Genomic DNA, 21,442 nt, shown 5'->3' with positions numbered 1-21,442 from the left:
CGGGTTTCCTCGGTCGAGAGAAGGAGACCTCGGAATTGCTGGCAGCGTGCCGTTCAAACTGGCCGGTCGTGACTGTTGTTGGGGAGGGTGGTTTTGGCAAAACGGCCCTTGCCCTTAAGGTTGCTTATGAGTTGCTCGATGACGCAACCTCCGACTTTGACGCTATTGTTTGGGTAACCGCAAAGCGCACCATTCTGACTCTCGATGATATTCAAACGATTGACGGAGCTATCCAAAATTCACTTGGGCTGATTAAGTCTGCGGCGATACAGCTAGGCGCTCGAACTGACGAAGACACAGTAATTGACGAGGTTGCAGAATATTTAAATAACTTCAAAATTTTGCTGATACTGGACAATCTTGAGACAGTTTTAGATCCGCTATTAACCAAATTTATTCGGCGGTCGGTCGGGAAAAGTAAGATATTGGCAACCTCGCGCGTCGGAATAGGCGAGATGAGCTATCCTTTTCGACTGAGCGGTCTCTCTGTTGCAGAGGCCGTGCAACTGTTGCGGGCTGCGGCTAAAGTGCGGCGTATCCCAGACATCTACAAGGCGAAAACCGAGGTGCTACGCAGCTATGTCACCGGCATGAAGCTCAACCCGGGTTTCATTAAATGGTTTGTGTCTTGCGTTCAGTGCGGACGTCGCCCTGATGTTGCAATTACCAATCCTAAGACGTTCCTCGATTTCTGTCTCTCCAATGTGTACGAGCACGTATCGCCAGCAGGGGAGCAAATCTGCAAGGCGATGATAGCGGTTCCAGGCCGCCATCCACTCGCCATGATCTCCTATCTATCTGGGCTAAATGGCGATGTACTGCAGCAGGCGCTCGCTGCGCTGCAGTCCGCGAACCTGATTTCCATGTCGAGTGTATTAACCGAAGCGGGAAGCGAGACCGTATACGAGCTAAACGAGCTCCCCAGGTTGTACATCCTCAGGAACCACGCGCCGTCGACCCAGGAAAGCCTTAGCTTCAAGCAGCGTAGGAACGAAGTCTCGATGCAGTTTGAGCGCCTGTTGGCGGATCGCGGTAACAACCGTTACAACAAAAAAAGCATCGCCTGCCGCAATCAGGCGGATGCAATCACGGCGAAATTTTTAACGCAGGCCTTGGGAGAGAGTGCTGCTCATAAATTTGAAGAGGCAAGGCGCCTCGTCGCTCAAGCCAAAGAGCTAGATCCTACCTTTTCGGAGGTATATCGTGTCGAAGCATTGGTCGAGGCGTATGGCGACCGGCCGCCAGCTGCAGCAGAGGCATACGAGAATGCCGTCGCTTTGGAGCCAAACTCGGCACCGCTTAGATATTGGTACGCCGGATTTCTGCTTCGCGGATTCAACGATGCTAAGCTGGCCTCCGAGCAACTCCTAATCGCGGAGTCGCTGGATCCTGACGCTCCCGCTATCTTGCTCGAGCTGGCCCGGGTTGAAATGTATCTCGGGAAGTTTGAGGAGGCCGACACTCGCCTCGCCCGACTGCTGCACGACGTCCAACTACCAACACTCCACCGGCGTATGGCTTTTGACACGTGGATACAAGTCAAGCTGCGTAGCGCGAGTAACGCGTTCGATCGAGGTGGTTACTCGGAAAGCTTGAGTGATGTGCGCTCCGCCTATGAACGGTTCAAAACCATCCCGGGCGAACTTCATGATGAGCGGATATTCGGAACAATACGCCGCTCGCAGCACATACTTTTACAACTTGCCGATAAGCTCTCTGTCAGCGGTCTGAGGGCGGATGTCGAGCGCTGTTACGAGGATGTGGAGGCTCTGCGGTTCGATCCACTACTTTCCATGGAACAGCCGTTTAATTTGCGGGGCAATGTGCTGCCTTGCAACGAAGATGATATCGGCAAGGCGTTTCACGGGACAGTAGAACGAGTTAATGTCCTCAGGCGTTTCGGGTTCATTCGGTTCAATGGGAAGGAGATTTTCTTTCATTTCTCTGAATTTCCAAACGCCATTTCACAGGCCAAGGTAGGAGTCGCGGTGCGGTTCAAGGCTGAGCTGCGTGAAGGAAAGATTTGCGCAATGCAGGTTCGCCGAAATAATGGTCAAGAAGCAAGCGTGTCGCTGTCAGGGATAATAAAGGTAGTGTTACCAGAAAAATCTTATGGCTTCGTTACAGACAAGCTGGGCGGTGATCTATTCTTTCACCGTTCCGATTTGACGGATGATACAAACTTTGATCAGCTTGCTCCTGGCGACGCCGTGACGTTCAGCCTTGGCGAAAACTATAAAGGCCCTTGTGCGACCGAGGTTAGGCGTGGATAGCTTGCGGTTTATTAGTCCCTAATACCAACCCCATCGTAATCGCCGCAATCCGCGCCGCCACCAGCCCCGACATCAAATGCCGGTCATCCCGCATGGGCACATATTCCACCATTGCCAGCCCCACGATGTCCGCGTTCGCCGCCACGCCGCGTAAAATGCGGATCATATCCTCATAGGTAAGCCCGCCCGGCGTAGGCATGTTCACCGCCGGCAGCACCGCCGGGTCGATCCCGTCGCAGTCGATCGAGAGGAACACCTTCGCACCCGGCTCGATCAGGTCGGTCACCGCCGCCGTACCCTCATCGTGCAGCTTGTAAGAACTGATCAGCTTTGATCCCCACGCGCGGGCATCGTCATGCTGCCAGCTCTCGCCGGATCCCAACCCGCGAATGCCCACCTGCACCATATGCTTGACCCACGGATAGTCCGCCGCGCGCCGCATGGTCGATCCATAGCCATAAGGGTTGCCCTGCAGCACGTCGGCCCAGTCGACATGCGCATCCACCTGCAACACCGTCAGCGGCCCGTGCCCCTCATAGGCCGCCAGCATCGGGATCGGCACGCTATCGTCGCCGCCCAGCAATATCGGCACCGCGCCGGCCTCCAGCACCTTGCGCGTCGCCGCGGTGATCCGCTCGCGGTTCTGCGCGGCATCCCACGCATTGGTCGCCACGTCGCCCGCATCCACGCACCCGCGCGTGTCGCCCGCCTTGATGTCCGGAAACATCGTCGCGTCCAGATCGAAATCATATTGGCCCAGGCTCTTGCCGAACTGCGCCGACGCCTTGCGCAGCGCGGCCGGGCCATCGGCGGAATGGCTGGGCTCGCCGGCGACATAGGGGGAGGCTTCGGAGGCGCCGAACACCACGACACGGGCATCGCCCAGCGCGTTGAGGTCGGCCTCGGGCAGGTCGATGAAGGTCTGTCGTTTGGGCATGGGGCGGAGACGTTTCGGCGGCGGTGCGGTTCCCGCACGGCCAAGCGGGGCAGGGGACGCCCGCCGTCGCCCCGGCGGAGACCGGGGCCGCTGGAGACGCCGGGTGACCGGGCGAGCGGGGACGGCGACTGTTAAAGGATGTTGGAAACGCTACAATATGGAGGGAATTCCGCGCTTTCGGATCATCCTCATCTCTTGTTCGCCTGACCGTGGACCTATTTCAAATGAAACAGTCGGCGTTTTTCTGAAAAATATTTGTGATAATAGGCGGTCACTCTCTTGGGATGCCCCACGTGACTCCACAGGATTTCAACATTGATGATCCGCGCACCTGGTCTATGCCGGTGGACTTCGGGCTTGGCGCCGGCGGTCGTCCGCTCGACCGGCTGATGCGCTATCTGCGCGGCGTCCGGCGGCGTGCAAGCCCAGGCCGGCGCGCATCCGGGCGCGAAGCGGGGCAGGAGGGCGCCGGCTTCTCCGGCGCCTCAGCGGACGCCAAAACCGCACACCATTAAGCGCGGCCGCGCGTCCCGACGCCAGCCTCCGCTCGCGCACGGGGGCATCTCCACGCCGCCCAACCCGTCATCCCAGCGCAGGCTGGGATCCACGAACCTGGCCCGCCACCAGCCGATGAAGGCAGGGGGCAAACATCCCCGCGTCACCCCACCAAAAACCGCCCCATCCTCTTGACATATCGTCGTATGTTCGCTATATGTTCCATCCGGAAATGCCGTAGCATTCCCCACATCATCAAGTTCGTTTCTGGTGTTTTTTAGGTTTTCGTTGCGTTTTCGGGCTCTTTGAAACCTCGCCAGCCGCCACGCGGCCGACGACAGAAAAAAATTCTCATGAGGGGATCGCGCTACCCAGCCGTCCGATGCGCCGCCCCATGGCTCAGTCGCTACCGTCCGTCGCCGGCTCGAACCGCAAAATCCCCGCCACCCGGCTGCGGCCCGTATCGTTCGGATGGTTCACCCCATCCACCACGGTCACCGCCGCGAAATCGAACGGGCTGATCCCTAGGCAGGCGGCGTTGATCCCCAGCTCGTTTGGGTTCGATCGCCGCCGATGGTGGGTGTAGATACCGCAGACCGAACAGAAATGATGCTCCGCCTGCATCGTGTTGAACTGATAGGTCGCCAGCCTGTCCGCGCCCTCCAGCAGGCTGAGGTCGTCGATCGCGGCGGTCAGCGCCACTGCGCCGCGCATGCCGCAATAGGAACAGCTGCAGCGCCGCGCCGCCGCCAGCCCGCCGCGCAGCCGCACCTGGAAGCGGATCGCCCCGCAATGGCAGGCGCCGTCCAGCAATGCGGTCTCGTCGGCGGGCAGCGTCATCGTCTAATCGTCCTCATCCTCATAATGGGCCAGCGCCAGCGCCCGCGCCTTGATCTGGCGGGTCATGCACCAATGGACCAGCGCCTCCTCGCGGCCGTGCGTCACCCACACTTCGCTCGGTGCGATTTCCTGGATGGTCGCGGTCAGCTCGTCCCAGTCGGCATGGTCGGAGATGATCAGCGGCAGCTCGACATTGCGTTGCCGCGCGCGCTGGCGCACTCCCATCCAGCCGCTCGCCATCGCCGTGATCGGGTCGGGCAGGCGGCGAGACCAGCGATCGTTGAGCGCGCCCGGCGGCGCCAGCACGATCGCGCCCTTCATCTCCGCCGCCTTCAGCCCCGTCGCCGGCCGCAACTCGCCCAGTGGCACGCCCCAGTCCCGGTACAGGTCGCACAGCCGCTGCAGCGCGCCGTGCAGGAAGATCGGCGCGTGATGATTGCGCCCGCGCAGCTCCATGATCACTCGCTGCGCCTTGCCCAGCGCATAGGCGCCAACCAGCACGCACCGCTCCGGGTTCGCGTGCAGCGCCTCCAGCAGCCGGTCGATCTCCGATCCGGTATCGGGGTGGCGGAACACGGGCAGGCCGAACGTCGCCTCGGTGATGAAGATGTCGCACGGCACCGGCTCGAACGGCGCGCAGGTCGGGTCGGGCCGGCGCTTGTAATCGCCGGACACCACGATCCGTTCGCCCTTATGCTCCAGGATGATCTGCGCTGATCCCAGCACATGCCCCGCCGGCACGAAGCTCACCTCGACGTCGCCCAGCTTCAGGCTCTCACCATAGGCCACCGGCTGGCCGTTCTGCGGGCCGTAGCGGCATTCCATGATCGCCAGCGTCTCGGGTGTCGCCAGCACCGCGCCGTGCCCGCCGCGCGCATGGTCGGCATGGCCGTGCGTCACCAGCGCGCGCGCCTGTGGGGTCGATGGATCGATCCATGCATCCGCCGCCGGCACATATAGCCCATGCGGGTGCGGTTCGATCCAGGATCCCAGGCGCGCCATCGCCAACTATATGGTCGGACACGTCTTTCGGTTCCAGCGGGCCCGGAAACCAATGCCGCCCCTTGCGTTGTCCTGCACGAACAGAGGGAGACGGAAGATGGGTGGTGGCCTGGGCCTGATCGCGGCGATCGGCGGCTTTTTGCTGCTGGTGGTGTTGGTCTTCGCGGTACTGCGCAACCGCCAGCGCAGCCGCGCCGATGTGCAGCGCACCGAACAGGCCACGCACAACCTCTACCAACGCACCGACGCCGAAGACAAAGCGAGCGACCCCGATACCAAAAACTTCTGAGGCTGGCGCGGCCACCAAATCCACCGTTCGCCCTGAGCTTGTCGAAGCCTGTCCTGAGCAACGCCGCAGGCGGCGTCGAAGGGGGCCTGTCCTGTCTTGGTCGAGCGAAAGGACAGTGCTTCGACAAGCTCAGCACGAACGGGAAGGGTGTCGCGAGCGGCCGCACACCCTATCTCACGCACCGTGACCCTCCCCCCACAGATCGACGCCTGGTTCACCGCCCGCGGCTGGGCGCCGCGGCGCTATCAGCTCGAGATGCTCGATGCGGCGCGCGCCGGCCGCCATGCCTTGCTGGTCGCGCCGACCGGGGCGGGCAAGACGCTCGCCGGCTTCCTGCCGAGCCTGGTCGACCTGACCCTTCGACAGGCTCAGGGCGATCGGGTCGATGGTCTCCACACGCTCTACGTCTCCCCGCTCAAGGCGCTCGCGATCGACGTCCAGCGCAACCTGATCGATCCCGTGACGGAGATGGGCCTCGACATCCGCGTCGAGACCCGCACCGGCGATACGCCGAGCGACCGCAAGGCGCGCCAGCGCGTCAAGCCGCCGCACATGCTGCTGACCACCCCGGAGTCCTTGAGCCTGCTGCTCAGCCACAAGGATAGCGGCACCCTATTCGAGAACCTCTCGACCATCGTCGTCGATGAGGTCCACGCCTTCGCCAACGGCAAGCGCGGCGATCTGTTGTCCTTGTGCATGGCGCGGCTGCAGGCGCTGGCGCCCAACCTGCGCCGCGTCGCGCTGTCCGCCACCATCGCCGATCCCGATGCCTACCGCGCCTGGCTCGCCCCCGGCGGCGACATCGATGCGGTCACCCAGGTCAATGGCGATCCCGGCGCCGAGCCCAATCTCCAGATCCTCATCCCGCAGGATCGCATCCCCTGGTCCGGCCATTCCGGCCGCTACGCCGCCGAACAGGTGATGGCGGAGATCGAGACCCACCGCACCACCATCATCTTCTGCAACACGCGCAGCCTCGCCGAGCTGATCTTCCAGGATCTGTGGACCGTCAACGCGATGACGCTCCCGATCGGCATCCACCACGGTTCGCTCTCGATCGAGGCGCGGCGCAAGGTGGAGGCGGCAATGGCCGCGGGCCGGCTGCGCGCATTGGTCGCCACCGCCAGCCTCGATCTTGGCGTCGACTGGGGCGACGTCGATCTCGTCATCCAGATGGGCGCACCGAAAGGCGCCTCGCGCCTCACCCAGCGGATCGGCCGCGCCAACCATCGCCTGGAGGACCCGTCCGAAGCCGTCATCGTCCCCGGCAACCGCTTCGAATATCTGGAGGCACGCGCCGCGCTCGACGCGATTGAGGAGGGCGAACTCGACAATGACGTCTTCCGCTCCGGCTCGCTCGACGTGCTCGCCCAGCATGTCATGGCCTGCGCCTGCGCCGCGCCCTTCTACGAAGCGGATCTGCTCGCCGAGCTGCACGACGCCTTGCCCTACAGCGCGCTGTCGCCCGAACTGTTCGGCCAGGTGCTCGATTACATCGCCACCGGCGGCTACGCGCTCAAGGCCTATGATCGCTTCCGCCGCCTGACCAAAGAGCCGGATGGTCTGTGGCGCGTCAGCCACCCGCGCTTCGTCGAGCAGCACCGCCTCAACGCCGGCATCATCGTCGAGGCGACGATGCTCAACGTCCGGTTCAAGAATGGCCGTTCGCTCGGCAAGGTGGAGGAGGGGTTCGCCGCGACCTTGCGCCCCGGCGACACCTTCTTCTTCGCCGGCCTGTCGGTGGAGGTCGAACGCCAGGACGGCGAGGATCTGTTCGTCCACGCCACCAAGAAGCCCGCGCGCATCCCGACCTATGGCGGCGCCCGCATGCCGATCTCGACCAACCTCGCCGATCGCGTGCGCCGCTACTTTGCCGATCCGTCGCAATGGCCGCGCTTCCCCGAGGATGTGCGCGAGTGGCTGGAGATGCAGTCGCGTCGCTCGACCCTGCCGCGCCCGGACCAGTTGCTGATCGAGACCTTTCCGCGCGACGGACGGCACTACATGGTCGTCTACAGCTTCGAAGGCTGGAACGCGCACCAGTCGCTCGGCATGCTGATCACGCGCCGGATGGAGACGGCGGGACTGAAGCCGATCGGCTTCGTCGCCAGCGATTACGCCATCGCCACCTACAGCCTCGAACCTGTGACCGACCCGGCGTCGCTGTTCAACCGACATATCTTGGAAGACGAGTTCGTCGACTGGGTCCAGCAATCCAGCCTGCTCAAGCGCGCCTTCCGCGAAGTCGCCGTGATCGGCGGGCTGGTCGAGCGCCAGCACCCCGGCAAGCGCAAGACCGGCCGTCAGGTCACTTTCTCGACCGACCTGATCTACGACGTGCTGCGCAAATATGAGCCCGATCATCTGCTGATGCGCGCCGCGTGGGAGGATGCCCGCGCGCGCATGACGGACGTCGGCCGCCTCGCCGATCTGCTGGAGCGCGCGGCGGGCACGATGCTGCACGTCACGCTGGACCGCGTCTCGCCGCTCGCCGTGCCCGTATTGGTGCTGATCGGGCGGGAACGCGTCACGCAGGACAATACCGAAGATGCTTTGCTGATCGAAGCGGAAGCACTGGCCGCGGAGGCGATGGGCGAGGCGCTTTGAGTTCCCCGCCCGGGACGGTATCGCGGCATCGCTTTTGCGGGGAACAGGATTTTGACGGAACAAGCCACGCTCACCCAGGCGTTGGAGCGGTATCAGGCAGGGGATTATGCAACGGCGGAGCGGCTGGGCCGCCCCTTGCTGCGCAGCATGCCGCGCGATCCGACGCTCAATGCGATATTGGGCATGGTCGCCGCGCAGACCGGCCGTCCCGGTGAGGCGATACCCTTTCTGAAAGTCGCGGTGGCTGCCGCTCCGGACAACGTCCCTCTGCGGATCGGACTTGGCTTCGCGCTCGTCAATAATGGCGAGCTGGACCAAGCCCGCGCCGTAGCGGCCGGATCCGACGTGCCGCAGCTGGCCCGGATCGCTGCCTTCGTCGATCAGCAACAAGGCCGTCATGCCGCTGCGATCGGCGGCTATCGTCGCGTGCTGGCCGGCTTTCCGGAGGATGCGGAAAGCTGGAACAATCTGGGTCTGGTGCTGACCCAAACCGGCGATGTTGGTGGCGCGGTCGATGCGCTGGAGCGCGCGATGGCGCTACGTCCACAGCCGGATATCGTGATCAACCTCTCCCGCGCCTTGGCGCGGGGCGAACGCCATGACGAACGCCAGCGACTGTTGCGCGGCGCGGTGCGGACCATGCCGAACCAGGCGATTTTGCTGATCGAACTCGGCTTGGCCGAAGGCGCGGCCGGCGATCTCGCTGCATCGGAAGCGGCCTATCGCCGCGCGCTTGCCCTCGCCCCCGATCTACCCGCCAGCTATCTGGAATATGGCATGATGCTGGAGAGCCTGAGCCGGCTCGACGAACTGCAGGCGTTGGTGGAGCAGGCGCGCAAGAAGGCGATCGACGCGCCAGCGATCGACTTTCTCGAGGCATGGTTGCTGAAGCGCAGAGGGCGCTTCACGGAAGCGCTCGCGCTGGCGGAGCGGGTACGCGACGGCGTCGACGTTTCCCGCCATGCGCAGCTGCTAGGCGATCTATGGGATCGGCTGGGCGATGCGGAGCGGGCATTTGGCGCCTTTGCCGAGATGAACCGGCTGGGCGCGATCGGCCCTGCCGCCGATTTCGCCCGATCGCTCGATCTCCCGGCGGCGATCCGCCGCATGGAGGACGAGCTGGCGCCGCAGCGGCTGGCACGTTGGCCGCATCGCGAAGGCGCCGACGATAGGCCCGTGCCCTCTTTCCTGGTGGGCTTCCCCCGGTCGGGAACGACCTTGCTCGACACGCTGCTGATGGCCGTGCCCGAGCTGGAGGTGCTGGAAGAGATGCCGATGGTGGAGCGGTGCGAGGCGCAGCTGGGTGCGAAGCCGCTGAGCGACATCAATGATGCAGACGCGGATCGGTTACGCACCACTTATTTTGAAGCCCTGCGCGGCTTGCGCCCTGATATCGGGTCGGGCCGCCAGATCGTGGACAAATTCCCGCTCCACCTCGCGCGGGCGCCGCTCATCCACCGGATCTTTCCAAGAGCACGTTTCATCATGGTCGAACGGCATCCCTGCGACGTGGTGCTCAGCTGCTTCATGGCGCGCTTCCAGACCAACCGTGCCTCGGTTCATTTCCATGATCTGGAAAGCGCCGCACGCTTGTACGATCTTGCCATGCGGGTCTGGACCCAGTCGGTCGAGCGGCTGGACCTGCGCCCGCATGTCATCCGCTATGAGCGCATGGTAACGGATCTGGCAGGGGAGATCCGGCCGCTGCTCTCGTTCCTGGACGTGCCGTGGCGCGACGAGGTTCTCGACAACCAGGCGAGTGCGAAACGCCGCGCGCATGTGCCGACGGCGAGCTACGCCCAAGTGACAGAGCCGATTTACCAGCGTGCCAGCGGCCGGTGGGAGCGGTATCGATCGCATCTAGAGCCGATCTTGCCGATCCTGGCGCCGTGGGCGGAACGACTGGGATATCGCGTCTGACGGTCAGCACGCACGCTTCGGCTTGCTCAATCGGCCCGCGTACGCGATAGGGTTCGCGCATCATCATGCCACTTCACCCATTCCCCTGGTTCAGCTTCGCGATCCTGATCGCGTTGATCCTCGTCAACGCGGCCTTTGCAATGTCGGAGCTCGCCATTGTGTCGGCGCGCAAACCGCGGCTGGAAGCGATGGCGCGGCGCGGGCGCGGCGGCGCGCGGGTCGCGCTGGATCTGGCATCCGATCCGGGTAAATTTCTATCGACGGTTCAAACCGGCATCACGCTGACCGCGGTCATCTCCGGCGCCTTTTCCGGCGCCGCGCTGGGCTCGCCCGTGGCGGAGCGGTTGGAATTGTTCGGCCTGGGCCATGAAGCAGCCGAAAATTGGGGCTTTGGCCTCGTCATCGTCATCACGACCTACCTCAGCCTGGTGGTCGGCGAATTGGTGCCGAAGCAGATCGCGCTGACCGCGCCAGAGCCGATCGCCGCTATCGCGGCCCGGCCCATGCTGTGGCTGTCCCGGATAGCGGCACCGTTCGTGTGGCTGCTGGAGCATTCGAGCGCGCTGTTGATCCGCCTGCTCGGCATGCACAGCCGGCGTGAGAGCCAGGTCACGGCGGAGGAATTGCACTTGGTGGTGGCGGAGGCATCGACCGCCGGCGTGATCGAAGAGAATGAGCGCGCGATCATATCGGGCGTGGTGCGGCTGGCCGATCGACCCGTCCGGGAAGTGATGACGCCGCGTACGGAAGTCGAGTGGATCGACCTGGACGATCCTAAGCCCTTGCCGGAGGAATTACCGCACAGCCGTATGCCGGTGGGCCGCGGATCGGTGGAAGAGCTGATCGGCGTCATTCAGGCGAAGGAATTGCTCGCCGTGATGATGGCAGGCAAATCGATCGAACTGCTGGAGGTCATGCGGCCGGCGCCGGTCGTGTCGGACCAGATGGACGCGATGGATGTGCTCAGCGTGCTCCGCGAGGCCGATGTGCCGATGGCGTTCGTGCACGACGAATATGGCCATTTCGAAGGTTTGGTAACGCCGGCCGACCTGCTCGCTGCAATCGTGGGCGCGTTCGTGTCCGATCAGGACGACGATACCGATCCGCCGCTGGTGCAGCGCGAGGATGGCAGCTGGCTGGTGTCCGGCTCGCTTGCCGCGGATCAGCTGGCGGAACGGCTGTGCATCGATCTGCCCGAAGATAGGGATTATGCGACCGCAGCCGGCTTCGTCCTGTCGGTGCTCAAGCATCTGCCAACGGTGGGCGAAAGCTTCGACGAGAGCGGCTGGCGCTTCGAAGTGATCGATATGGACGGTCGCAAGATCGACAAGCTGCTCGTATCGCAGCTGCCCGCGTAACGACCGCTCATCCCGCCGATGGAGCCCTTTCGGTCAGCTTCCCAGCTTGCCGAATTCCGCCTCGAATGCCTGCGTATCGCCGCTTGCAAGCAGCCGTGCCTGTTCGACCCAGCGATCGCGTGCGATGCGCCCTTTGAACGCGCCCATACGTGCGTCGATGGCGGCGACGTCCGCGTCATTCCAGCTGGCAATCTGTTCGAACCGGGTCACGCCCAGATCTTGCAGCAGGCTCGCCGCTTTGGGGCCGAGCCCCTTGAGCTGCGTCAGGCGGTCGCCCGCTGCAGGCGGCAGGTCGGTCGCATGCGACTGGATGCCCATGAACTGATCGACAACATCTTCGACCGCGTCGGCGATCTCCGTCCCGACATCATGCCCTTCCGCCGTCGCTGCCGCCGAAGGGGGCGGGCTAGCAGTGCGCTGGAGGGGAGCTGGCCGCGCCGCCGGCGCAGTATCGCCTAACGTGACATGCTGCTTGCGGCCGTAGATCAGGAACAGGAACAGCAACGCGATCACCACGATCACGGCAATGACTATAATCGTGGTGGTGCTCATCGGTACTCCCTCGGATTGATCATGCCGTTCTGAAACGCGATCATCTGGTTAATGCGCAATGTTGTTCGGTCGGATCGTGAATTGGCTCAGGATGGCCAGTATTCCGGCTAGGCTGAGCCTGTCACGGCCTGACGCGAAGACCTTGACCGGATGGACGACGCCCCTAGCCGCGCGGAGCCGATTCAGGCAACCCGCCCCGCTTCCCGTTCCACTTCGCGCCAGCCAATATCGCGCCGGCAAAAGCCCGTCGGAAAGTCGACCTTATCGACGGCCGCATAGGCACGGCGCTGCGCCTCCGCCACTGTGTGGCCCGTGGCCGTCACCGCCAGCACGCGCCCACCTGCCGCGACCAAGTGGCCGCCGACCTCTGCGGTGCCGGCCTGAAAGACTTGCGCGCCGTCGCGCTCCGCGACGTCAATACCGCCGATGGCACCGCCCTTGATCGGCGTGCCCGGATAATTGTCGGCAGCCATCACGACGGTCAGCGCCGCCCGATCCGCCAGGACCGGCGGTGCGATCTCATCAAGCCGTCCCTCGGCGACGTCTGCCAGCAGCGTGACCAAATCGCCATCGAAGCGGGTCATCAACACCTGCGTCTCGGGATCGCCGAAGCGGCAATTATATTCGATCAATTTAGGACCGTCCTCGGTCAGCATCAGCCCGGCATAGAGGACACCGGAGTAAGGCATGCCCTCCGCTGCCAAGGTGGCGACGGTGGGCCGGATGATCCGCTCCATCACCTGGGCCTCGATCTCCGGCGTCACGATCGATGCCGGGCTGTACGCACCCATGCCGCCCGTATTCGGACCGGTATCGCCATCGCCGACGCGCTTATGATCCTGGGCGGATCCGAACGGGACGATCGTGGTGCCGTCGGTCAGCGCGAAGAAGCTTGCCTCCTCGCCGGTCATGAATTCTTCGATAACCACCTCCGTGCCGGCGCTGCCGAACTGGCCGCCGAACATCTCATCGATCGCAGCCTCCGCCTCTGCCGTCGTGGTGGGGATCACCACGCCTTTCCCGGCGGCCAGCCCATCCGCCTTGATCACGACGGGGAGGCCGAAACGCGGCAGCGCCGCCTTGGCCGAAGCCGCATCCTGGAAGCGATCATAGTCCGCGGTGGGGATGCCGGCACGGCGGCACAGATCCTTGGTGAAGCCCTTCGATCCTTCCAACTGAGCGGCCGCCGCCGATGGGCCGAAGACCAGCATGCCATGTGCGCGCAAGGCGTCAGCCAGTCCGTCCACCAATGGCTGTTCGGGGCCGACGACGACCAGACCGATATTCTCCTCGCGCGCAAAGCCGACGATGTTGTCGGGCGCGATGTCGACCAGCTCGGCATGGGCCGCGATCCCGGGATTGCCGGGCGAGGCGAACAGTTTGCTGAGCCGGGGCGATTGCGCGAGCTTCCATGCAAGGGCATGCTCGCGCCCACCCGAACCGATGAGCAGGACCTTCATGGCGTCTTCACTTCCCCCGGAAACTGCGGCGCTGTTAGCGGAGGAGTCGCGCGGCGACAATTCGCCTGCGCTTTCTGTGTCGGAGCTTTCCGGTGCGCTTAAGCGATCGGTCGAGGACGCCTTCTCTCACGTGCGCGTGCGGGGAGAGATTTCGGGCTATAAACGCGTGGCATCCGGCCACAGTTATCTGACGCTCAAGGATGATCGGGCCTGCCTGGACGGGGTCATCTGGAAGAACACGCCACTGGCGTTCCGGCCGGAGGACGGCGCGGAGGTCATCGCGACCGGGCGGCTCACCACCTACCCGGGCCGATCGCGCTACCAGATCGTGATCGAGCGGCTGGAGCTGGCGGGGCAGGGCGCCTTGATGGCGCTGCTCGACCAGCGCCGCCGCCAGCTGGCGGCGGAAGGCCTGTTCGACGGTGCGCGCAAGCGACCATTGCCCTTCCTGCCGGGCAAGATCGGTGTTGTGACCTCGCCGACCGGAGCGGTCATTCGGGACATCTTGCATCGGCTGGAAGATCGCTGTCCGACCCATGTTCTTGTCTGGCCGGTGGCGGTGCAGGGGGAGGGCGCGGCCGCACAGGTGGCGGCGGCCGTGAGCGGCTTTGCGGCGATGGCCGAACCCCCGTCCCTGATCATCGTGGCGCGCGGCGGCGGCTCCATCGAAGACCTTTGGGCGTTCAACGAAGAAGTGGTGGTGCGCGCTGTCGCAGGCTCGCCGATCCCGGTCATTTCGGCCGTCGGGCACGAGACGGATGTGACCTTGTGCGATTTCGCCGCCGACGTGCGGGCGCCCACGCCGACGGCGGCGGCCGAGATGGCGGTACCGGTCCGGGTCGAATTGCTGGCCAGCGTGCGTGACCTCGGCCTGCGCGCCGGTCGATGCGCGCGGCGCTATCGCGATCATGCGGGCGAGCGGTTGACTGCGGTCGCCCGCCATCTGCCCACGCCCGAGCGCCTGCTGGCACCGCAGCGACAGAAACTGGACGAACTGAGCGAGCGGCTGCCGCGCGGATTATCCGCCGCGCTGGCGCATGCGCGGCGCGATCTGGCCGAAGCGGCGGGAGCGCTGCGACCCGGTCTGCTCGGCACCAAGGTGGCGCGTGGGCGGGAGCGGCTGGCGGCCGTGCGGTTGCGCCCGGCGCTGGTGGAGCGGCGCGTGGCGGAGGCGCGTGACCGGCTCCACCGGCTGTGGCGGGTCGCCGAACAATTGCATCCTGATCGTCCCTTGGCGCGCGGCTATGCGCGGGTGGAAGCGCGCGACGGGAAGGTCGTCGGTTCGGTGCCGGCCGCGCGTGCGGCCGGGGGAGTGACGCTGGTTTTTGCCGATGGCCGGATCGCGGCGCGGGTTGAGGGAAGTCCTCGCCCTGCTATGGAACGCGCCAAGCCCGAGCAGCCGACATTGCTGTGACGGGGCGGCCGATAGGGCTGAGTGGAAAGGCGTAAGGACTATGCTGATGGCGCAAGGGAAGCAGGCCAAGCTTCACTATCTTGCAGGTGGGTTTCGGGTGCTCGTGCCCGGCGACTACGTCGTGTGTGCGAAATCGGGCGAGGCGATTTCGCTGGAGGATCTGCGCTATTGGAGCGTGAGCCGGCAGGAAGCCTATGCGACCGCCGAGCTCGCCAGCGCGGCGGAGCGCAAGGCTTGAGGGCCGGCTGGGCGCTGCTGGTCTTGCTCGGACTTGGCGGATGCGCGACACGGCCGGCCGCGCCAGGGCCGGCGACGACCCCTCCGCCGGTAGGGCAGCCCATCATCCCGCCACCGCCGCAGGTGGTGGATGCACGGGTCTTCGGGCTGAGCGCGACGCCCCAGCAGGGGGCCTTGCTGAGCGGTACCGCGCCGGTTGGGACGGCATTGCTGCTGCTGGACAACAAGCCGGTCCGTTTTGCCGCCGACGGGCGCTTCATCATCGGCTTCGGACGGGATGCGACCCCGTCCGCCACGCTGGAGGCACGCCTGCAGGACGGACGGTTGCTGCGCTTGCCGATGAATGTTCTGCCGCGGCATTGGGACATTTCCAGGCTGTCGACGCTGTCTCGCGGCACAACCCCAAGCCCCGCCTATCAGCGGATCCGCAGCGCGGAGGTGGCGCAGATCGAGGCCGCCCGCGCCACCAATGCAGACAGTGATGGCTGGCGCCAGACCTTCCATTGGCCGGCATTGGGCCGGATCAGCACCTTGTTCGGATCGCAGCGCATCTACGCGCAGGGCGTGGCTGGTGCACCGCATAGCGGGCTCGACATTGCCCGTGCCGTTGGCGCGCCGCCACTGGAAGGTACGCCGGCCCTGTCGCCGGCCGACGGGGTCATCGTGCTTGCGACAACGCGTCCATTCAGCCTTGAGGGCAATCTGGTCATGATCGACCACGGCTTCGGCTTGGTCAGCGCGATGATGCATCTGCGGCGTATCGACGTGCGAACGGGCGATCACGTCAAACGCGGCCAATCGATCGGGCTGATCGGAGCCACCGGGCGCGCGACCGGGCCGCATCTGCACTGGGGCATGACCTGGAACGGCGTTCGCATCGATCCTTTGCTGGTCGTGGGGCCAATGCCGCAATCACAGGCCAAGTGATGGCGGAGATCGCGCCCCAGCTCGCGGCGGCGATGGAGCAGGCGCGTCTTGTTCAACGTGGTGGCCGGTTTGAGGAGGCGGTGTCGATTTTGCAGTCCGCCTTGCGCGGTGTGCCGCCGCATCCGGCTGCGCTCAACCAGCTCGGCCTGAGCCAGATGGCGGCGGGACGGCCCGAACAGGCGGTGTTGGCCCTGCGCGAGGCGACCGCGCTGGACCCAAGCGCGCCGCCCTTGTGGCTGAACCTAGCCGATGCCCATCGGCGGGCCGGCGCGCGCGGGGACGAAATTACCGCGCTCGATCGCGCGCTAGGCATCGACCCCTATCTGCTGCCGGCGCTGTTAGCGAAGGGCGCCGCACTCGAAGCGCTCGGCGAAGAAGACGCCGCCGTCAAAGTCTATCGCGGTCTACTGGCATCCTACCCCGATGTTTCGACAATGCCGGAAACGGTGCAGGCTGCGGTCGGCCGCGCGCGCGAGGTTGTCGGCCAGGCCAATGCACGTACGGCGGAGACGCTCAGGGCGGCCACGGCGTCCACGCTGGCGGCGCATCCGGACCAGAATTGGCGCCGTGCGACTGCCTATCTCGCGCATCTCAGCGGCACGCGGCGTATCTACCCGCAGCAGCCCGTCGGGGGCCATTTTCCTTTTCTGCCGGCCGACGAATTTTTTGAGGACGATCTGTTCCCGTGGCTTCACGAGCTTGAGCAAGCGACGGACATGATCCGCAGCGAATTGCTCGCCCGCTGGCAGGAAGCATCGGATCAGCCGGCGCCCTATGTGGACTTTCCCGAAGGAGCGCCCGTCAACCAGTGGGCCGATCTGAACCGATCGCCGCGCTGGGGCGCCTATTTCCTATGGCGCGACGGTGTGCCGCAGGCGGATAATCTCGCGCGTTGCCCCCGTACGGCTGCGTTGCTGGATCGGCTGCCCATCCTCGATTTGCCCGGGAAAGGGCCGACGGCGCTCTTTTCCATCCTGGATGCGCACACGCATATCCCGCCCCACACCGGATCGACGAATATCCGGGGAACGGTGCATCTGCCTTTGGTCTTGCCTGGCAATTGCCGCTTCCGCGTGGGCGGCGAGACACGCAGCTGGCAGATGAACAAGGCTTGGGTGTTCGACGACACAATCGAGCACGAGGCGTGGAACGACAGCGATCGGCCACGCGCCATCCTGATTTTCGACTGCTGGAACCCGCATTTAAGCACGGCGGAGCGTGAACTGGTGCGCGCGTCCGGCGGCTAAGCCGGACATGCAACGACCGGCGATTATCGGTTCTCGCGCATCATGCGGATCGCAGTCTGATTGTTGATCCGGGCGAGATAGCTGCCCATGGCCGCCTTGCGGATGCGGATGGGATCACCGGCCTTCGCATCGAAGCGAAGCGTCGTGCTGTCATTCTGAACCCAGCGCGCATCATCGTCCAGCACCACCACCCAACGGCCATCGCCGCGCTGGAACGCGCTTTTGATCGTTGACTGGATTTCGTCGATATCCTTTTCCGGATCGTTGCCGGCGGTATCTCGCGCCAACAGGTTGAGGCGCGGCAGCTGGAAGCCGAACAGGGAGCGGCGCACCTTTTTCATCTCAGCGGCGTCAACGACCGTAATTTGCTTATTCTGCGTCGCAGCGTAGAGCGCCGCCGCCTGGGTATCAAAACAGGCCAGCCGCGCAGTCGTTTCCGTTACCGATCTGCAACTTAGCAGTGGTTCGAGCGCCACCGATTGTCCGGCTTCGGCCATCGCAATCGTCGGCACAGACAGGCCAACGACCAGCAACATTCTGGAAATATTTGAAAACAAAGGATATCCTTCCTTTGACTGTCAGGCTGGCACGTTTGTGTTGCGATTTCGCTACACACTGTCCGTTACCGGTCAATCCACATGAACGCCAGCTTTACAGTGCAGTACAGCATTGTCATGTCTCGGCCTTCGCCGGCACACACGCCTGTGTCGAGCCGGCAACACGGAGACATCCAGAAGGATTGCTCCACAAAAGGGGACACATTGTGATCAAAAGTCATCAATTGCTCGGTCGGACTGCGCTTGGCAGCGTGTCGATGATCGCGAGCCTGATGTTTTCGACCGCCGCTCTTGCGCAAGCCGCTCCGCCGGCAGCATCTCCCGAGCTCGCGTCGGCTCAGGGAAGCGGTGATGAAGCAGGGTCGGAAGTCATCGTTACTGGCTCGCGTCTTGCGCGCCCGGATTTGACCGGCACCAGCCCAGTCCAGATCGTCGGCGCCGAAGATATCGCGCTGCGCGCAGGCTCTACCAACATTGAAAACGTCCTCAACGATCTTCCGCAGGTCACGCCGACGACGTCGTCGACGTCGAATAACCCCGGCGGCGGTGTTGCAACGGTTAACCTTCGTAACCTGGGCGATCAGCGCACCCTCGTTCTGGTCGATGGTCGGCGCTACATGTCGTACGACGTCAACCAGGTCGTCGATCTCAATACGATCCCGTCCGCGCTGATCCAGCGCGTGGACGTCGTCACCGGCGGTCAGTCCGCCGTCTATGGTTCGGACGCGATTGCGGGTGTGGTCAACTTCATCCTCAAGCGCGACTTCTCGGGCGTGGAACTGAACAGCCAGTATAATGTAACCGGCCGCGGCGATGGCCAGATCTGGGATCTGAACGGCACGATCGGCTCGAACTTCGACGACGGTCGCGGTAACGTGACGATGTTCGCGCAATATTCGAAGCGCAAGCCGACCTTCGCGGGCGATCGCGGCTTTAGCCGCGACGCGCTGAGCGACGACGGAACATCGCTGGTTGCAGCTGGTGGCTCGCCATCGGTACCACAGGGCCGTATCAACGTTGCCGGTCTGGGTGCCGCGCTTGGACAAGGCGCTGGATGCGACGTTCAGACCTTTGGGACCACGGCTGCTGGCCCGTCGCGCTGCTATACTGCGGCCGACGGCTATAACTATTCACCGGTAAACTATCTGCAGGTTCCGCAAGAGCGCTTCATTGTTTCGGCGATGGCGCATTATGAGATCAGCGACGCCTTCCAACCCTATATGGAAGCGCAGTTCACCAACAACCGTGTGCCGACGCAATTGGCGGCAACGCCGATTGGCAACGGCACGCCGTTCGGTGACGGCGTTATTGGTGCAATTCAGCTGCAAACCAATTCGCCGTATTTCAATCCGCAGCTGCAGGCAGCTTTGCGGTCGCTGGATACGGACGGCGACGGCTATGTGAGCAGCAACTTCAACTTCCGCACGACGCAGATCGGCCCACGCTATAACTTCGACGAGCGTAATGCCTTCCGCGTCGTCACCGGCATGAAGGGCGATATTGGCGGCGGCTTCAGCTATGACGGCTACTACATGTATGCCCGGACCAAAAATTCGCAGCGTCAGTTGGGCAACGTCGCCATCGATAAGTTTGTTAACGCAGTTACGACTTCGTTCGATGCGAATGGCAACCTGCAGTGTGCCAGTGAATCGGCGCGTGCCGCAGGCTGTGCGCCAGCTAACATCTTCGGCCTCAACCAGCTGAGCCCTGAAGCTGCGAACTACATCTCGGTCGGAGCGACTAATCTCGAAGAATATACGACTCAGGTCGCCAGCTTCGTGATCACCAACTCGAACCTTTTCGACCTCGGCGCCGGCGGCGTCGGCGTGGTGGCGGGCGCCGAGTGGCGCAGCGAGCATGGCGCGGTCACCCCGGACACGTATTTGGCCAGCGGCAACGTCGCCGGCTTCAATCCGGGTCAGCCGACGTCGGGCAGCTATAACGTGAAGGAGTTGTTCACCGAAGTTCACGTACCGCTGCTGTCGGATACGATCGTGCATCGCCTCGAGCTGAATGGCGCTGCGCGCTACACGAATTATTCCAATGCGCCGGGTAACGTATTCACCTGGTCGGCGGGCGCGGAGTTGTCGCCGTTCAGCGATCTAACCTTCCGTGGTAATTATCAGCGCGCAATCCGTGGGCCGAGCGTCAGCGAGCTGTACCTGGGTCAGACGGTCAGCTTCGGCGGCAATGCAGACTTCTGCGGTACTTCGCAGGCCGTCGGCGCGGGCCAGCTGCACGACATCTGCGTCGCGCAGTTCACTGCCGCAGGTGCTCCGCTGAGCCGGATCGGCGATCCGTCCATCCAGGATCCGAACAACGTCAATCCGGTCACTTTCTTGGGCGGCAATTCCAGCCTCCGTGAGGAAACGGCGAAGACGTTCACGGTCGGTGCGGTGTACACGCCATCCTTCCTGCGCGGTTTCAGTGCCACGGTTGATTATTACAACATCAAGATCAGCAACTACATCACCCATGGCATCGGAACGCAGACAATCGGAACGGCCTGCTTCCAGAGCTTCATTCAGTCCTATTGCGGTTCCGATATCATCCGTCGTAACTCGTTCGGCGAGATTGACTCGTTCCGGGATGTCTACATCAACAGCGGTGGCTTGAAGACGTCCGGTATCGACGTGACGGCAGGTTATCGTACGAACGTTGGCCAGATCTTCTCGAATGATGCGAAGCTCAGCCTGTCGTTCGCCGGGACGCGCCTGATCAAGAACAATTTCCGGCCGCTGGTCGGCGTTGATATCGAATATCATTGCGCAGGCGCCTTTGGTGCGCGTTGCGGCGTGCCGACGCCGAAGTGGCGTCACTCGATGCGGACCACGCTTGCCGTCGGTCCGATCACCGGATCGGTGCAGTGGCGCTATATCGGCAAGGCGCACGACGACGATCCAACCGTCGTTTACGCTTCCGAGAAGTTCAAGGCGCGCAACTACTTTGACGCCACTGTCAGCGGCGACGCGGGTGATCACCTCACTCTCACCGCCGGTGTCAGCAACCTGTTCGACAAGAAGCCGCCGCTGGCTGCATCCCAGCAGAACGGTGGCAACGGCGAACAGAGCAATACCTTCCCGACGCTGTATGACGTGCTCGGGCGCTCGTTCTTCGTTTCCGGTCGGATCCGCTTCTAAGCGCGGCCCGGACGAAACGTCTGAAACGAGAAGGGGCGGCCATTTGGCCGCCCCTTTTTCGTCTGCGCTGCGATTGCGGAGGACCGCGCTAAGCGCTGCTGCGAAGCCAGCCGGTAATGGACGTGCGCGGCGTGGCCGCGGCGGCGGTGACGCAGCTGACACTATGCACCTGAGGGACCGAGAATAA

The 21,442-nt window shown here is 63.7% G+C and carries 17 protein-coding genes; 11 read left to right on the top strand and 6 right to left on the bottom strand.

Translation table 11 applies throughout. The features are described from left to right. Positions 1-2,273, top strand: a 2,273-nt coding sequence (locus ACOJSI_RS10775) for a cold shock domain-containing protein (protein ID WP_420138290.1), incomplete at its 5' end; no start/stop codon positions are given. Here ACOJSI_RS10775 and ACOJSI_RS10770 read toward each other — a convergent pair. Beyond that, entirely contained in the window at positions 2,260-3,210 is a 951-nt protein-coding gene (locus ACOJSI_RS10770) for an arginase family protein (protein WP_420138289.1), read from the bottom strand. The two genes, ACOJSI_RS10775 and ACOJSI_RS10770, sit on opposite strands and share 14 nt — an antisense overlap. Positions 3,211-3,503: 293 nt before the next feature. Here ACOJSI_RS10770 and ACOJSI_RS10765 point away from each other — a divergent pair, with 293 nt between their 5' ends. Then, on the top strand, positions 3,504-3,725 hold the full coding sequence (locus tag ACOJSI_RS10765) for a hypothetical protein (RefSeq protein WP_420138288.1): 222 nt from the start codon (positions 3,504-3,506) through the stop codon (positions 3,723-3,725). Positions 3,726-4,104: 379 nt separating this feature from the next. Here the strand turns inward: ACOJSI_RS10765 and ACOJSI_RS10760 are convergent, their stop codons facing one another. Continuing rightward, positions 4,105-4,545: a GFA family protein gene (locus tag ACOJSI_RS10760; protein WP_420138287.1), complete on the bottom strand. Its 441-nt coding sequence runs from the start codon at positions 4,543-4,545 to the stop codon at positions 4,105-4,107. A gap of 3 nt (positions 4,546-4,548) precedes the next feature. After that, positions 4,549-5,547, bottom strand: coding sequence for a ligase-associated DNA damage response exonuclease (locus ACOJSI_RS10755; RefSeq protein WP_420138286.1), 999 nt, complete (start codon positions 5,545-5,547; stop codon positions 4,549-4,551). 97 nt (positions 5,548-5,644) lie between these two features. On the opposite strand from ACOJSI_RS10755, the gene ACOJSI_RS10750 reads away from it, so the two are divergent. The 4 genes from ACOJSI_RS10750 (at position 5,645) to ACOJSI_RS10735 (ending at position 11,721) form a co-directional block, all read left to right on the top strand. After that, complete coding sequence (locus ACOJSI_RS10750) at positions 5,645-5,836, top strand: hypothetical protein (RefSeq protein ID WP_420138285.1); 192 nt, start codon at positions 5,645-5,647, stop codon at positions 5,834-5,836. Between the two features lie 183 nt (positions 5,837-6,019). Further along, a complete protein-coding gene (locus tag ACOJSI_RS10745; RefSeq protein ID WP_420138284.1) occupies positions 6,020-8,443 on the top strand; it encodes a ligase-associated DNA damage response DEXH box helicase in 2,424 nt (807 codons plus the stop codon). 51 nt (positions 8,444-8,494) lie between these two features. Beyond that, positions 8,495-10,363, top strand: coding sequence for a tetratricopeptide repeat-containing sulfotransferase family protein (locus ACOJSI_RS10740; RefSeq protein WP_420138283.1), 1,869 nt, complete (start codon positions 8,495-8,497; stop codon positions 10,361-10,363). A 65-nt stretch (positions 10,364-10,428) separates the two neighbouring features. After that, a complete protein-coding gene (locus ACOJSI_RS10735) occupies positions 10,429-11,721 on the top strand; it encodes a hemolysin family protein (RefSeq protein ID WP_420138282.1) in 1,293 nt (430 codons plus the stop codon). 33 nt (positions 11,722-11,754) lie between these two features. On the opposite strand, the gene ACOJSI_RS10730 is transcribed toward ACOJSI_RS10735, so the two are convergent. Continuing rightward, positions 11,755-12,273, bottom strand: coding sequence for a hypothetical protein (locus ACOJSI_RS10730; RefSeq protein WP_420138281.1), 519 nt, complete (start codon positions 12,271-12,273; stop codon positions 11,755-11,757). A 182-nt stretch (positions 12,274-12,455) separates the two neighbouring features. Next, positions 12,456-13,733 carry a phosphoribosylamine--glycine ligase gene (gene purD / locus ACOJSI_RS10725; RefSeq protein WP_420138280.1) on the bottom strand — a complete coding sequence of 426 codons (1,278 nt, stop codon included), beginning with the start codon at positions 13,731-13,733 and terminating at the stop codon, positions 12,456-12,458. Here purD and xseA point away from each other — a divergent pair. The 4 genes from xseA to ACOJSI_RS10705 are packed head-to-tail and all read left to right on the top strand — an operon-like array spanning position 13,732 to position 17,558. Next, positions 13,732-15,147 (top strand): exodeoxyribonuclease VII large subunit, encoded by a 1,416-nt coding sequence (gene xseA, locus ACOJSI_RS10720; RefSeq protein WP_420138279.1) that lies wholly within the window; start codon positions 13,732-13,734, stop codon positions 15,145-15,147. The genes purD and xseA overlap by 2 nt on opposite strands. A 40-nt stretch (positions 15,148-15,187) precedes the next feature. After that, a complete protein-coding gene (locus ACOJSI_RS10715; protein ID WP_420138278.1) occupies positions 15,188-15,385 on the top strand; it encodes a DUF2093 domain-containing protein in 198 nt (65 codons plus the stop codon). Continuing rightward, complete coding sequence (locus ACOJSI_RS10710; RefSeq protein WP_420138277.1) at positions 15,382-16,311, top strand: M23 family metallopeptidase; 930 nt, start codon at positions 15,382-15,384, stop codon at positions 16,309-16,311. The genes ACOJSI_RS10715 and ACOJSI_RS10710 overlap by 4 nt, the downstream gene beginning before the upstream one ends. Next, on the top strand, positions 16,311-17,558 hold the full coding sequence (locus ACOJSI_RS10705; protein ID WP_420138276.1) for an aspartyl/asparaginyl beta-hydroxylase domain-containing protein: 1,248 nt from the start codon (positions 16,311-16,313) through the stop codon (positions 17,556-17,558). Before ACOJSI_RS10710 ends, ACOJSI_RS10705 begins: the two co-directional genes overlap by 1 nt. 23 nt (positions 17,559-17,581) lie before the next feature. On the opposite strand, the gene ACOJSI_RS10700 is transcribed toward ACOJSI_RS10705, so the two are convergent. Beyond that, positions 17,582-18,091 (bottom strand): hypothetical protein, encoded by a 510-nt coding sequence (locus tag ACOJSI_RS10700; RefSeq protein ID WP_420138275.1) that lies wholly within the window; start codon positions 18,089-18,091, stop codon positions 17,582-17,584. A gap of 14 nt (positions 18,092-18,105) precedes the next feature. Between ACOJSI_RS10700 and ACOJSI_RS10695 the strand changes: the two genes are divergently transcribed. Further along, on the top strand, positions 18,106-21,255 hold the full coding sequence (locus tag ACOJSI_RS10695) for a TonB-dependent receptor domain-containing protein (protein WP_420138274.1): 3,150 nt from the start codon (positions 18,106-18,108) through the stop codon (positions 21,253-21,255). Positions 21,256-21,442 lie beyond the last annotated feature (187 nt).

It is taken from the genome of Sphingomonas sp. (assembly GCF_048595155.1).
In the GTDB taxonomy this organism is placed as follows: domain Bacteria; phylum Pseudomonadota; class Alphaproteobacteria; order Sphingomonadales; family Sphingomonadaceae; genus Sphingomonas_I.
This window is presented reverse-complemented; position numbering and strand designations above follow the sequence as displayed.